We start from the raw sequence: 15,032 nt of genomic DNA, 5'->3' as shown, positions 1-15,032 counted from the left end.
CAAATGCCCCAAAATTTCACACGATATCCTTAGGCATATTTTCATCTTCTTTAAAGCTGGTGAAGTATAAATAATTTAAGGAGATCGAATCATCAAAACTATAGGTAACATGATTGCCGGTTGATATCGATGTGGATGTACAATCACAGCAGCATAAATATCTCCCCTGCCTTATATGGGCACTCCCAGCGTAACTGCAGTATCTCCCCTTATCTTTGCCGTGAACACTACAATACAAGAAGGCCTTATACAACTATCTAACCCGCTTTACCTTTTTCCTTCATTTTAAAACAACCCCCATTTATGAAACGAACAAGCTTATTACTATTACTTGCATTTGCCACCACTTTATTCATGTCTTCCTGCAAGAAGGAAACAACGTTAGCCACTGCCGCAGCCGAAAAATCACCGGCATTGACAGCTGCCGCTACGGGTAACTCCATTGCTGCTTCACTGGCCAGCTTGCCGGTGGGCCAACGTAGTGGTCCTTACAGGATCGTCAACGAGCAAAGCGGCAAAGTAGTGGAGGTCGAATCGTCACAAATCAATAACAATGGCGGAAAGGTACAGCAATGGGAATACCTGAATACCGACAATCAAAAGTGGATACTCACGGCCCTCGGCAATGACCTTTACCTGATCACAAACGTTGCGAGCGGAAAGGCGCTGGAGGCACAGGCTTCAACTGTTTTCAATAATGGTGGCAAAGTGCAGCAATGGTCATGGTTACAGTATGGCAATCAACAGTGGAAAATTTCTGGCAAAGCCTTTATCAATGCCAGCAGTGGCAAAGTACTGGACCTTTCCTCCACTACCATTTATGTCAATGGGGGCATCATTCAGGTATGGGACTGGGTCAATGGCCCCAACCAACACTGGACGCTACAGAACCCATGATCTGATGTCCATTCCGTACTTTTTATCAGATAAGTTTTTTGCTGTTTTTGTTGTGACAGGAAAGCAGCGTTTAAAACCATATAAAATCATTCACGCTTTGCACCAATAAAAAAGCTAAGTACCGGAAAACGGACTTAGCTTTTTTGTTGATGCAGGTAAATCAATCTATTGGATTTTCACAAAGTCATTGACAACAGCCACTTCATTAGGTATGATAAAAATTTCATCAAAATTATCTCCCCCCATCTCTTCATTGGTAGAAATGGTACAAATCAGTCTTTCGCCGGGAATAAAAAAGTGCGGCTCAAGGTCTTTAAAGACTAAGAACATACCGTATTTTCCCAGCCCGGGACGAACTGTGTAGCCAGGATTCTTGCTACTATAGACCACTTCCTTTGTCCCCTTTTTAAAAACATCAAACGTATACATTTTTGATTCAGCAAGGGGCGGTAACTCCACCGTTGCGAAAGCCGCCGGCTGTGGTACCGTTACCCGGATTTCAGGAACCGGATGGGTGACTTCTTCCGTCATCATGTCCCGGACGTAAAAAACCAGGTCTACCTCTCCGCCCTGAAAAGTAGTTTGGCCAAATTCAATATCAGGTCGTAGCAAAAGCGTTAAGGACATCCCTTTCGGATCTTTCAATGGCGGCAACACCATACTTTCAACAGGCGTTTTTCCTACCAGTATAAACTTCATGGTTTTGTTGGAGTCAGCCTCCACTATTGTTCTCCTCAAAATCACCTTGTCTTCTCCTTTTATTTTCACCGTCAGTTCTCTTGATAGCCCCTTATCCATGGGAATCGTCAGCTTGCTGGTGAGAATGCCTCCATAACTGGTCTGTGTTTTGAGCTTTCCATCCAGGAAGATCTCCACGTTCTTACCTACGGGGTGAATGGCGAGGTTGTAATAAATGCTGTTGTCATATATCTTCCCTTCATCATACAGAATGCCGAAGTGTTGCTGAAACGTTTTCGGGTGGATGGTGTAGCTTTTAAGTATAGCCGTTTCCCCTTTCCGGCGGATATGTATCTGCTGGTCTCCTTTGGAAACATTCAGGGTAAAGGGATTGGGTAAACTATTGTCTTGTCCGATAGTGGTGTCCACCACCTGATTGTCATAGACAAATTCCAGGGGAACGGAGCTGGTGCCACTGAATGTCAGTTCCACAATCCTTGGTACCGCAGGATGTAACAACTCCTCTTTCCGGCAGCCTTGCAGTACTGCCATCACCAGTGCAAGCAGTATTATATATTCCGATAAAAATATTCTCTTCATGGCTTATTTAAAATTTATAGGTCAATGTCGCACTGTAGGTACGTCCGAAACGTTGCTTGAAAGTATATAGGTCACCCTCTTCGTAGTTATCTGTAAAACCTTCCTTTAGCCGTTGTGCATTGCTGAAATCCAGCGATCCCGATACATTATCAGGGTTGGGCTCATAACTTCCTCTGTTGTTATAGTATACGGAGGCTGCATTCAACAGGTTCGCTGCATTCAGCCGGACTTCCAGGCGTGATTTGAAGAATTTATAACTCACCTGCGCATCTAATTGCTGCCGGGGTTGCTCATATTCTGTAATAGCGGGTGAGGTGGTCACGAAATAAGTCTTTCTGCCCGATTTATTATAAACAATGTTCCAGCCGAATTTTTCATCCTGGTATTGCAGCCCAACGTTTAACAAATAAGGCGCCTGTCCATACAGGGCCCGTTTCTGCTTCATGGGAACCAGGTTGATTTTTCCCGTAACAGGATCATTCATCATATACAGCCCTTCTACTTTAGATTGTTGCCAGGTCATGTTGCCATAGACGGTGAGGCGTTGGAGTAAGGTGGCCTTGCTGATAAAACCAAGGTTTTTCCGTACCTCCAGTTCCAGTCCATATACTTTAGCCCAGTTGGAGTTTTTCAGGGTATAACGGTACCCGAAATCAAGGGTTTCCATGGCGATCATTTCCGCAGGTTTGTCAAAGTATTTGTAGTATCCGCCGATAGACAATATCTCGCCCAAACCCGGAAACCACTCCGCTTTAAAATCCCAGCTGTTGATACGTGTACTGCTGATACCTGCACTGCCAACCAGGCCGTCGTAAAACGCGCTATACCGGAAAAACTGGCTATTATCCATCATTTCAGGGCGTACTACGGTACTGGAATAAGCGGCCCGGATATTCAACGAATGAATAGGGCTATAGGTAAGATTAGCGGAAGGCAGCCATTGCCAGTTTTTTTCTTCCGGCAAGGTAAACTCACCGTTTGCTCCTTTCTTAGGCGCATTGGAACCGTTATTGATTTCCTTGTAATCATAGTATTCGGCACGTAATCCCCAAACCAGGCGCCACTTGTCGGATAATTTGTTATCGAACATCAGGTAGCCTGCATGGTTCTGGCTTTTACCGGCATAATAATCATTGCCCCATCCGTCCAGTAACAACAGATAACCGTCGCCCCGGACGTTTTCCGGATTTAACCATTCTCCAACGGGCAGGTAAGCCAGTGATGGATCGAATACCGCGTTATCCCTGACAACCGGCAATATCGTCCAATCAAATCTGGAGCTGCGTTGCGTCCCGAAATAACCTGCTTTTATGGTATTGGTAAACTTTCCGAAACGGAAGGGTCTCGATGCAGACACATTCCAGGAATAGTGCGTTTCGCGGTTGGAGTAATGCTGGCGGGATGTTGGTGTAAATCTCGGTTCGGATAGCTGGTTGGGCACATAGAAAAACATCGTATCTCCTCCCATTATCTTAGGCGCCTGCGAAGCAATGCCTATATCTTTTTGCTGCCGGTTGATACTCGTCCTTGCGAAGTCCCATTCCACCTTCGTTTGCTGCAATTGATGCGTGCCGGTTATTTTGTTCTGAATCAGGGTGGTAAACGTCGGATCGTCTGTTTCGCGGATCTGGTCAGGCATTCCTCCGAGGTTGTCGTCCGAACTGACGCCATAGATCCGGGTAAAGGCATTGTCGAACAGGTGTGTATAAGTATTACGAAGGCTAAAGCGGTGTTGTTTTAATTGCAGCCCCATATTCAGGATACCGCCCAGTGTAGTATTGTAATTGTACGCATAACCACCTGACACAATCGGGGTATTCACATTCCACTTTCCCCGGCGGATCTCCTCAATATCCTGGATGGTTTGGCTATTCCGGTAGTTCAGTGCACCTGTAAAGCCGAATTTTCGTTGTCCTGTTTTATCCAGTGCGAATTGCTGCCCGATGGTGAATTGGTAATTTTGCGCCGGCGCCGCCCTGTATTTATATACCGTGAAATTATCGTTGGTAAAGCGCCTGGTCTGTTCAACGAGTTCCGCTTTAGGCGATGCCCCAGACATGGTTTTCAGATCGGTGGGGAAACTTCTCCTGCCATCATCAAATCCCAGGAAATCCTGTTTGCCCCGTTTGCGGCTCAGGAAATCCTTTCCGATGGACTGATCATTCACCGAAGTTCCGATACCAACAGAGATAAAATTTTCCGTCGGAATGTCTTTGGTATTGATCTGCACAGCCCCACCGCCAAAACTCATGTTCATATCGGGGGTGATGGTCTTCACCACCACCACATTGTCGACGATGGTATTGGGAATCATGTCAAATGAGAAGCTGCGTTTTTGCGCCTCTGTACTTGGCAATATGGTGCCATCGAGCGTCGCCGCATTGTATCGTTCCCCGATACCCCGTACCAGCACGAATTTATTATCGGCCGTACTGACGCCGGAAATACGTTTCAGTGATTCACCCACGTTGCGGTCCGGCGTAGCCGCTATCTGCTCTGCAGAAATCCCGTTGCTGATCGAAGCGCTGTTCTTTTGCTGCGCGTATAAACCGGCTACAGATGCTTTTTTATATCCGGATGTTACAACTACCTGATTCAGCGTACTGGTGCTGGTTTTCATTGCTATCGTCAGGGCGGTATTTTCTCCTGCCTTTACAGCTACCTCCGTGATGCGTTGGGTCTGAAAAGAGATAAAGCTCACTTCCAGCGTATAGGTACCTGGTTCCAGCGGGATCATATAACTTCCATCAGTTGCAGAAAGCGCCGCCTTGTTGTTATTTCCCACGATGCGGATGGTGGCACCAATGAGCGGTTCATTCCGGCCATCGAATATCTTTCCACTGATACGACCCTGTTGCCGGGGTTGGGCTTTTGCAGGTTCCTGTTCTTTATTTTCCGGCTTTTCGTCTATAACCACAGCCCCCTCCAGCAATCGGTAACGCAGGTGAGCAGGGGCCAGTACCTTGTCGAGCGCCGTACGAACGGTCATGTCTTTAGCCGACAGGTTTACCTTTACCGTGGCTTTGTTCAGCAGCGCTGATTGTACATTGAACATTACGCCGATCTGGCGTTCGATGGCACGCAGACTTTCTTTCAGGCCGGCTCCTTTCAGGTCCAGGCTAATCCGTTTGTCCAGGATGCTGCTTTGTGCGGAGGCTGGCAACACTGCCAGGAAAACGTACAGCAATAAAAAAACTGACATCAGCGGGTAGCCCTTTCGGTAACGGGTAAAACAAGGAGTCGAATTCAACTCCTTTTTCATAATTTTGAAAAGCATAAAGGTTATTTGTACATTAATTTTTAATCTTTTATGGAATGGATATGGAGGTCCGTCAAAACTGCCCATATCTGTTCGCCTGGCGCTTCCCCTCTTAGGGGAGCGCTATTTTTTTAGATATTATCGTGTAGCCATCGCGTTTATTTAGTCGTGTTAGTGAATAGTGATTGTTTTTCCCCGGAGAGTATAGGTAATATTTCCGGTGGCCGCTATCAGCCGTAAGGTGCTCTCCAGTGGCGCCGCTGCATTCAGGCTGATGTTCAGTAACAACCCCGCCCTTTCCCTGTTTGTATAACGTACCTCTACGCCGTACCAACGCTCCAGGTCTGCCGTGATACTACTTAAAGCCGCATCCAGGTATATCAGTTTGCCCTGTTGCCAGGCTTCCAGTTGTGTTATGTTGGTTTCACTCAGTGCAGCTTTACCAGCTGCATAAACTACCTGCCGGCCGGCGGGTAAAAGCGCGAGTTCTTTAGCGGCGCTATCGGTTGCCAGGCAAACCCTTACCTTACCGGATGCTACGGCCACCGTGGTATTTTTTCCCGCGAAGGCTGTCACCTTAAAAGCCGTGCCCAGTACTTCTGTCCGGATCTCACCGGTGCCAACGGAAAAGGGTTTTCCGGGATCTTGTTTGATATCAAAAAATGCTTCCCCATCTAATAAAACATGCCGGGTATCGGCGGCGAAAACTTCCGGGTAGCTAAGTTTACTGCCAGGGCCGATGATGATAACAGAACTATCTGGCATCATCATCCGGAGCGGTCGCGTACTGTTATTTATCTTATCGATATAGACCACCTGCGCTGGTTTGTCTTTATTGAAGATCAGATACGCCAGGCCACTCAGCATAACCAAGGCACCTATCCATACCGCTGCGTATCTGAAAACAGATGAGAGCAATAACCTGTTTCTTCGCGGCTGTTGAGACGCCGGAATGCGTTGGTGGATTTTCTCCGTCCATAACAACATCTGCTCATCTGGTTCCCCCTGCGCGGCTTCCAGGGGATTCCCTTCTTCTCCCAGTGCTTCCTCAAAGAGGTGCTGGTAAGCAGGATCCGCCAGCATCATTGCCACTAGCTGCTTTTCGGCGGGTGTGCAATTACCCTGAATATATTTTTGTAGTAGTGCTTTGTATGCTTGCGTTGTCATGCGTTGTCCTTATAACAACAAAGACGTAAGAATACCGGCACCGGGTGAGGAGGAAAAATTATTTTTTTTAAAATGCAGGAGAAAGATACTTACTGATGACAGTAGAGGATAAATAGCAGGGAGATGATTAAGTCGGTATGTGGAGATAGCAGCTGCCGGAAAGTGCGCAAACTGGAAGTCATATGTGTTTTCACCGTGTTTACGGAGATGTTCATACGTGCAGCGATTTGCGCGTAGGTAAGCCCTTCTTCTCTGCTCAGCAGGAAAACCTCTCGTTCTTTAGTGCTTAGTAGTGCTAAGGATATTTGATATAATTGTTCCATTTCTACGCCCTCCAGCCCCGCATCGGTGCTGGCTGCCCGGGGCAGGCTTTCAGGCGTTATCACAGCAATGTCGGTAACCGCCAGTTCCTTTTTACGCCAATGATCGATAACGGCTCTCTTAACAGCCGTAAAAAGGTACGCCCGCAAATTAGCGCCTTCCCGTATAGACGCGCGTTTTTCCCAGAAACGATACATCACATCCATCGCCAGTTCTTCCGCCGCAAATGAATTGTTGGTATGTTTCAAGGCGAAAGTATACAAGCTCCTGAAATAACGCTGGAACAAGGCGGTATAGGCCTGCAAGTCATCCCGCAGGCAGCATTGCCATAGATCCATATCGGTTGCCTGGTTGTAGTCCATTGGAAACATTTCTTGCCGATGCAAAAATGGCAACTTAAATATTACCTGAATATTAAGTTTCTATGAAAAAATAAAAGGGGTATCAGTAATGATGTTACCGGATAGGGCAAGATAATTTTACAGGAATGAGCGAAACAGGTTGTCGTCAAAACTAAAAAGTCCTCCTGCAATGATTGCAGGAGGACTTTTAAAACTATTTATCCCATATTTTATCAGAAGCTGTATCGTACAGACAACTGACCTCTCCATCTTGATTCAACCGGTGCATTCACAAATGATCCGTTTACCGGTACATAGCTGTACATCGGGCGGCTTATACCTGCAGGTGATGCTGCTTCCATTCCTTTGTATACCAATACCGCGCCGCTCAGGGTAGCCGGCAGCTGGGTAGTAGTGATGGAAGGCAGTTTTACCAGGCCCCAGTTACGGTTCAGCATATTGGTAAAGTTGAATACATCGAAAGCAATCTGCAGGGCATGTGTTTTTTTACCCATTTTCAACAGTACGTCCTGTGCAACGTGCAGATCTACGATATGCGTCCAGGGTGTACGGGCTGCATTACGGCCGGCGTATTCACCCCGGTGTTTGCTCAGGTAAGGATCCTGCTCGATGAAGCTGTTCAGCTGTGCATAGATCTCCTGCGGGGTACGTTTGTCCTGTGCATTATTGGGTACCAGTACGATATCGCTGATGTCTTTAGGAATGTACATCGCATCATTCTGCGTTTGTCCGTCACCGTTAATATCGGCGTTCACGCGATAGGTATAAGGCAGTCCTGACTGACCATTGTATACGAGGCCAATAGTAGTGGCCAGGTGTTTCAGATAGGTCACCCGATACGACAGTGTGGCAATGATACGGTGATCCAGGTTCCAGTCTGAATAGGTCAGCTGCGGATAATTCGGATTATTGGTAATGGTATTGTTCCTGAAATTGGTAGAAGCAATCGTAGAGTTCATGCTGGAGATATCCTTTGCCTGGCCATAGGTATACGCTGCGGATGCAGACACGCCGTTGGCAACATTTCTTTCCAGTTTGGCGGTCAGACTATACTGATAACCTTTATTGGTATTGGTCAGTAAAAATACGTTGGTATACTCCGGGAAACGTAATCTCGCATTACCAGCCGGGTATTGGTCTCTCCCGTCGCCGCCCAGTTTGGCTTTAGGTTCTACGAGGTTCAGGTCTTGAATGAAAGGTGCATTCATGTCCTTGCTGTAGATAGCTTCCAGGGTACCGGTGATCTGCCAGGGCAACTGCTGATCTACCGCCAGGCTGGTACGCCATACCTGTGGCATCCGGAAGTTAGGATCTGTGAGATCGATTTCGGAGGTAGCCACTGCATTCGGACGTGGTTGATTATTGACATCACTGTTGAAACGTACACCTGCTGCGGCAGCACCTGTAGCATTGATACGACCCAGATCTACACCGGTATTGTTATAGGCATTGGCCAGCCAAACGTAAGGCAAACGACCAGTGAAGATACCGGTACCACCACGGATGATCGTATTTCCGTTTTTGTTGATATCCCAGTTAAAGCCCAACCGGGGAGATAACAGCACCCTTGTTTTAGGACGCATATCCGTTTTGTATCCTTCGTTGATGAAGCCGGCAGCTACCTGAGGATTGGCCAACGGTTTATCGAGGAACACCGGAATATCTGCGCGCAAGCCAGCGGTTATTTTCAGTCCTTCCATCACGGTATACTCATCCTGTGCATAGAAACCCAGTTGCAGGGATCTGAATACAGAAGGAGGTACAGATACACCCGGTAATTTGGAATAAGTAAGCTGATATAAATTCGGCGCCTGGTTATTCAGGAAAGCATCCAGACTGCTATATTGATAATTGCCCCATACGTTCTGCAGAAACAGGTTATCAAAACGGAAATACTCATTCTGTGTACCAAAGGTAAAATGATGCTTATCTTTTAACCACGACAAATTATCTGTGAGCTGAAACAGGTTTTGTTCCTGGCGTGCAGCCGGAGAATAACCTTCTGTTCCGGCAACGAGGGTACCTGCTGCACCTGCCTGTATCGTTACCTGCGGGAACGGACTGCCGGGTATTTCCCGGTTATCTTTTACACTGGTATAACCTACGATCAGGTTGTTGGATACGTTTTCAGAGAAGTAAGTATTCAGCTCTGCTACCGTTACGTTGGTTTTATTAGTCTGAATATATTTGTTGTTCTCAAAGCGCAGTGCATTGGCGCCATTGGTAATATCATCGCGACGGGCATTCACAAAATTATGTCGTAAAGTAAGCCTGTTACGGTCATTGATGGTATAGTCCAGGCGGATAAAAAATTTATTGCTGCTGGTTACTTTGGTGATGTCTTCAAACTTGCCTGGTTCGTAGCCAAACCGGGAACGCAGGGTATCGGCCAGCTGCTGCGCCATATTGTAAGAGATGGTGGATTCATCTGCAGCCCCTTTACCACGGCCCGCACGATACAACAGTGGTTCACTGCGATAGCTGGTTTCTCCGTTTACAAAAAAGAACAGTTTGTTTTTCACGATCGCACCACCGAGACGAAATCCCAGCTGTCCATCCTGGAAGGCATTGTATTTTTGTCTGTTGTCATCCGGGCTAAGACCCATCAGGCCCTGGTTTTTACCATAGGCATATACGGAACCACTCCAGGTGTTGGTACCACGACGTGTTACCGCATTGATACCAGCGCCTGTGAAGCTACCTTGTTTTACATCGAATGGCGCCAGTACTACCTGTATCTCGTCGATAGCATCCAGACTGATCGGCTGTGTGCCAGCCTGGCCACCTGGTGCACCGGTGGTAACACCACCACCTACACCGTAGCCCATGATATCGTTGTTCTGGGAACCATCGATCTGTATATTGTTATAACGGTTGTTACGGCCACCAAAAGAAAGTCCGCTGGATTGCGGTACCAGCCTGGTAAAATCCGACAGGGATCTGTTCAGCGTGGGCATCCTGTCCAGCTGGGAACGGCTGATATTCTGGCCGGCACCGGTTTTGGAAGCATCATGGGGAGAAGAGTGGCGGTTGCCTTTCACTTCTACCTGTTGTAACTGTCCTTTTTCTTCGCTCATATATACCTTCACGTTATAGGCTTGTCCTAATGCCAGGTATACTTTATCATCAACAAAATTGCGGTATCCAAGAAAACTGACTTCTATTTTATAAGGTCCGCCTACCGGCAGATTCTGCAGATAGAAAGTACCTTTTTCAGACGTACGTGCCTGATATCTTGAGCCGGTAGCAGCGTAGGTAACGGTAACACTGGCGCCGGGCATAGGTTCATCATTATTATTTTTTACAATCCCCTGTACAGCGGAGGATGTTGTACTCTGCGCCGCTACCTGTACCGCCACCGACAGGAATGCCAGCAGGCAACCTACCCATGTGAATAATAATTGGTAATTCTTTTTCATACCTGTTATAGTTTAGATAATACAATGCCCGTACCTGTTATACACAGGCATTATCAACTGCAATGATTAAAATGTTAGTATATGATGACTTGCTCTCCCGTTATTTCATACCTGATGTGAAAGGCTGTATGCAGCTCCTCCAATAGGTCATTCAGTGTTTGTGCTTTGATGAACAGGCTGACAGGTTTGTCTTCCAGTTCTTTATTTTTCAGTATGACTGTAACCTGATATTTCTCTTCGATGGCTTTTATCACGGTGCGTAATGGCGTGTGGTCAAATGCAATATTTGTCCATGTTTTTATAACCGGTGCTGGCGCCGCTACCGGATGGTGTTTGGCCAGCATGCCTGTTACCGCGCGGTAGCTGGCTTTTTCGCCGGCTGCCAGTAATATAGGCGTGCCGCTACCCGTTCCTACCTGCACCTTGCCCGTGTGTACCTGGATGTTCCATGCTTTATGAAGGGCCTTATCTGTTATCGTGAAGGAAGTACCCAGCACGGTTGTTTTTATCGCCCCTGATTGCACCACAAACGGATGATGCGGATCTTTTTTTACATCAAAATATACGGTACCACTCATCGTTACTGTTCTGTGCTGCGTAAAATGAGCTGGATACGTAATCTCCGCTCCTGCCGATAGTATTACCACAGAGGAATCCGGCAAGCGTAGCTGTTGTTTTTGTGCAGATGTATTCTGATAATGCAGTTGTTCTGATGCTGGCATAGGTGCTGCTACTACGGTTTGCGCTACCGGCGCCGGCTGCGATACCGGCATACACCATAAATACAATCCCGCCAATGCAGCCGCTACACTACACCAACCAGCTATCGCCACAATAGTGGTACGTTTTTTCAGCATCGGGCGTATCGTTTCAAAAGAAGCCAGTTGTGCTTCTCCCGGCACGGGCGCCAGCTGTTCCAGTTGGGATAAATGCCTGTCAAAAAAGGCATCCCGCTGGCTGGCTGGCAGTGTCTGCAGCCATTCCATGATCTGGCTATGTTCTGCAGGTGTGCTGTTGCCATTAAAAAAACGTTCCAGCATATCGCTGTCGAAAGGTGATGATATCATATACACCAGTTATACGGATACAGGGAGATGGTACCCTACCCTGAAAATTATTTTTTTTAAAGACTTAATATTCCGGTAACAATGGAGATTTCCATCAGGTGTTTGTTACAAAATACACGGAGATGTTTGAGCGCGATGGAAAGATGTTTTTCTACCGCCTTCACAGAGATGTTCAGGGAGTACGCAATCTCTTTGTGGGTAAGATGGTGCTGGCGGCTTAATGTATATACCTCCCGGCTCCGGGCAGGTAATTGTGCAATGGCGGCGGCAGTTTGCTTATGCAGGTCGGCCAGTATGATGCTCTGATAAGTCGTTTCGGTAGCTGGTTCCGTGTCAAAGGTCACCTCCCCAGAAAGACGGGGTTGGTTTTTCACACTGCGCATATGATCCGTCAGCAGGTTGCGGGCGATGGTAAAGAGCAGATTTCTGCAATTGAGGGCAGGATTGACTTTACTTCTTTTGTCCCAGAGACGTACAAATGCGTCCTGTGCAATCTCTTCTGCGAGTTGCTGGTCGTGACAGTAGGGATATAAAAAGCGGTATACCAGTGGACAATATTTCTCGTACAGGTACGCCAGCGCTGCAGTATTCCCCTGTTGCAAGGCACTCGCAGCAGTGGCATCATCCTCAAAAATGTAGTCCTGTATCGGCATAGTTTGCGCTGCAAAATTATAAACCTTCTAGGGAAGATATGGAGATGCCTGTGTTATCAAAATATTAAAGAATGCGGTGGGATCGATTTTTCACCGCCGTTAACAGTTTTTTCAGGACTTCATGATTCCCTTCTATGGCTACAATCGGGAAGGCGCCAAAAAATCACAGGGCATTATGGATAATTGGTGGCGGCAGGGAATGATGGGCGCTATCAAAGCCCTCTATGATTGTATTAAAACATTTTCAGCAACTGATTTTACTGCCGACCTTAAAAGTGTAGATATTCCTGTGTTGGTCATGCATGGTGAAGATGACCAGATTGTTCCCATTGCTACTACGGCTGTGATTGCAGCTAAACTGTTGAAGAACGGACAGCTGATTTCCTATCCCGGCTTCCCCCCATGGCATGCCTACAACCGAAGCTGCTATGCTGGCCTTTATCAAAGCATAATATAAGCCACTATATGGTAATCAATGGCCCAGAGTTCCTCCGGGCCATTGACTTTACAGGAGTCCGAAATTCTTAATCTAGATTAAGCCGGTTTCTTAATCTGGTTTATAGGCGAGAAAACTGATACAACGGAACTTTGTTCTATAAATGTAAAAGCAATGGCACAGTATATTTTTCACCAATCAGCTACCCGGGAGCATGCTCATCATGACTGGCTGGATAGCCGGAAGACATTCAGTTTTGGCGATTATTACAACCCCAGGCGGATGGGCTTTGGTGCACTGCGGGTACTGAATGACGACAGCTTGCCGGGAGGTAAAGGATTTGGACTTCATCCGCATGACAATATGGAAATTATCAGCATTCCGCTGAAAGGAAGTCTTAAACATGAAGACTCCGCAGGCAATAAGGCTGTTGCAGCTGCAGGCACTATTCAGGTCATGCATGCCGGCAGCGGTCTGTTTCACAGTGAATACAATAACAGCACCGAAGAAGTAGCCGAATTTCTCCAGATATGGGTTTACCCGGAAGTGCTGAATACACCGCCACGATATACCCTGGGCGACCTGACACAACATGCCACCGGTAATCAGCTGCATACCTTTATTGCGCCAGACGATTCCAACGGAATATATGTCCGCAAAGATGTATGGTTCAGCATGGGAAATTTTGACGCCGGCAGCTCCTTTACTTATCCGGTACATCAACCAGGCAACGGCGTATATGCATTCGCGATAGCAGGACGTTTCACCATTGATGGTAAAGAGCTGTCTGCCAGAGACGGACTGGGGATATGGGATACTTCCGGTATAACCGTGAAAGCGGAGAATAATAACGCCCGTTTATTGATCATGGAGGTACCCATGCATATTCATCCGTAACAATTACTAACATGAACAACAACATACAATTAAAACTACTGGCTATCGGATATGATGCTGCCATTATGCAAGTAGTAGAACGGCTGCTTAACAGCCACGATGGCTGGGAAGGTGTGATAGCACTCACCCCCGCTGCAGCATTGGAAAAAATCGGCACGGGAAACTATGATGCCATTCTACTCTGCGTAGGCGTAAGTACGACCGATGAAGCCGCATTCCGTGCAGCAGTAACAGCACGTCATTTAACAACAATTATTATAAGACATTATGGAGGTGGCAGTGGATTGCTCGAAAATGAACTGCGCGCCGCACTAGATCACCAACAATAAATTAAAACAGGATGGAAAAACAAATACTGGGGCTTCACCATATTACTGCTATTGCAGGAGATGCCCAACGCAACTATGATTTTTACACACAGGTACTTGGGCTCAGAATGGTAAAGAAAACGGTCAACTTCGATGATCCGGGTACTTATCACTTCTATTATGGGAATGAACAGGGCACGCCTGGCACTATCCTGACGTTCTTTCCCTGGGCAAATATTACACCTGGTCGTGCAGGAACAGGTATGGCCACTGAGATTACCTATGCAGTGCCTGCAGGTAGCCTGGAGGCCTGGAAAGAACGGCTGTCGCGTTTTAATGTTGCCTTTTCCGAAATACAGGAACGTTTCGGCGAGTCTTATCTCTCCTTCACGGATCCTGATGGGCTGCATATCACCCTGCTCGTACCTTCCGTACCAGATACCAGAATACCATGGCAAACAGCGGAAGTAAAAGCAGATATAGCAACCAGGGGATTCCACAGTACCACTTTGTCATTGAAAGAAATAGATGCTACTGCCGACGTGCTGACGGATATATTCGGTTATCACCTGCTTTCCCAGGAAGGCAATCGTTATCGCTTTGCTACTGATGCAGTACCCCATGCAGCTATCATCGACTTGCTGGCATTACCTGATGGCAAACGCGGTCTTAATGGCGGTGGTATCAATCACCATGTGGCTTTCAGGGTAGCCAACGATGATATTCAGATGGAATACCGCGAAAAGATATTGAGCAAAGGATTACAGATTACGCCTAAAATAGACCGGGATTATTTCTACTCTCTCTATTTCAGGGAGCCAGGTGGCGTGTTATTTGAAATAGCGACCGACAACCCTGGTTTTACAGTAGATGAGCCACTCGAACAACTCGGTACAAGTCTCCAGCTCCCCGACCAATATGAGGCAGCCAGAGAAGAGATAGAAAAGTTGTTACCGGTATTGAAATAA

Annotated in this window: 12 protein-coding genes; 5 read left to right on the top strand and 7 right to left on the bottom strand. The window is 46.9% G+C overall.

The genetic code is table 11. From position 1 onward, the window contains the following. Window positions 1-303 precede the first annotated feature (303 nt). Window positions 304-897 carry an RICIN domain-containing protein gene (locus OL444_RS10905; RefSeq protein ID WP_264733174.1) on the top strand — a complete coding sequence of 198 codons (594 nt, stop codon included), beginning with the start codon at window positions 304-306 and terminating at the stop codon, window positions 895-897. 165 nt (window positions 898-1,062) lie between these two features. Here OL444_RS10905 and OL444_RS10900 read toward each other — a convergent pair whose 3' ends face one another. The 7 genes from OL444_RS10900 to OL444_RS10870 all read right to left on the bottom strand — a co-directional run bounded on the left by OL444_RS10900 (window position 1,063) and on the right by OL444_RS10870 (window position 12,423). Beyond that, a complete protein-coding gene (locus OL444_RS10900) occupies window positions 1,063-2,175 on the bottom strand; it encodes a hypothetical protein (protein WP_264733175.1) in 1,113 nt (370 codons plus the stop codon). Window positions 2,176-2,182: 7 nt separating this feature from the next. Next, window positions 2,183-5,377, bottom strand: a complete 3,195-nt coding sequence (locus OL444_RS10895; protein WP_264733176.1) for a TonB-dependent receptor domain-containing protein — start codon at window positions 5,375-5,377, stop codon at window positions 2,183-2,185. A gap of 228 nt (window positions 5,378-5,605) precedes the next feature. Then, complete coding sequence (locus OL444_RS10890) at window positions 5,606-6,601, bottom strand: FecR family protein (RefSeq protein WP_264733177.1); 996 nt, start codon at window positions 6,599-6,601, stop codon at window positions 5,606-5,608. A gap of 89 nt (window positions 6,602-6,690) precedes the next feature. Beyond that, window positions 6,691-7,284 carry an RNA polymerase sigma factor gene (locus OL444_RS10885; protein ID WP_264733178.1) on the bottom strand — a complete coding sequence of 198 codons (594 nt, stop codon included), beginning with the start codon at window positions 7,282-7,284 and terminating at the stop codon, window positions 6,691-6,693. Between the two features lie 212 nt (window positions 7,285-7,496). Then, entirely contained in the window at window positions 7,497-10,703 is a 3,207-nt protein-coding gene (locus tag OL444_RS10880) for a TonB-dependent receptor (RefSeq protein WP_264733179.1), read from the bottom strand. A gap of 74 nt (window positions 10,704-10,777) precedes the next feature. Beyond that, window positions 10,778-11,770 carry a FecR family protein gene (locus OL444_RS10875; RefSeq protein ID WP_264733180.1) on the bottom strand — a complete coding sequence of 331 codons (993 nt, stop codon included), beginning with the start codon at window positions 11,768-11,770 and terminating at the stop codon, window positions 10,778-10,780. A gap of 56 nt (window positions 11,771-11,826) precedes the next feature. Continuing rightward, entirely contained in the window at window positions 11,827-12,423 is a 597-nt protein-coding gene (locus OL444_RS10870; RefSeq protein ID WP_264733181.1) for an RNA polymerase sigma factor, read from the bottom strand. Between the two features lie 121 nt (window positions 12,424-12,544). Between OL444_RS10870 and OL444_RS10865 the strand changes: the two genes are divergently transcribed. The 4 genes from OL444_RS10865 (at window position 12,545) to OL444_RS10850 (ending at window position 15,032) form a co-directional block, all read left to right on the top strand. Beyond that, window positions 12,545-12,880 (top strand): alpha/beta fold hydrolase, encoded by a 336-nt coding sequence (locus OL444_RS10865; protein ID WP_264733182.1) that lies wholly within the window; start codon window positions 12,545-12,547, stop codon window positions 12,878-12,880. Window positions 12,881-13,033: 153 nt separating this feature from the next. Further along, window positions 13,034-13,756, top strand: coding sequence for a pirin family protein (locus OL444_RS10860; protein ID WP_264733183.1), 723 nt, complete (start codon window positions 13,034-13,036; stop codon window positions 13,754-13,756). Window positions 13,757-13,767: 11 nt separating this feature from the next. Then, entirely contained in the window at window positions 13,768-14,085 is a 318-nt protein-coding gene (locus tag OL444_RS10855) for a hypothetical protein (RefSeq protein ID WP_264733184.1), read from the top strand. A gap of 11 nt (window positions 14,086-14,096) precedes the next feature. Beyond that, complete coding sequence (locus OL444_RS10850) at window positions 14,097-15,032, top strand: ring-cleaving dioxygenase (RefSeq protein ID WP_264733185.1); 936 nt, start codon at window positions 14,097-14,099, stop codon at window positions 15,030-15,032.

It is taken from the genome of Chitinophaga nivalis (genome assembly GCF_025989125.1).
Taxonomy (GTDB): Bacteria; Bacteroidota; Bacteroidia; order Chitinophagales; family Chitinophagaceae; genus Chitinophaga; species Chitinophaga nivalis.
Note: the sequence above shows the minus strand (reverse complement) of the source record. Positions and strands in the feature narration are given on the sequence as shown.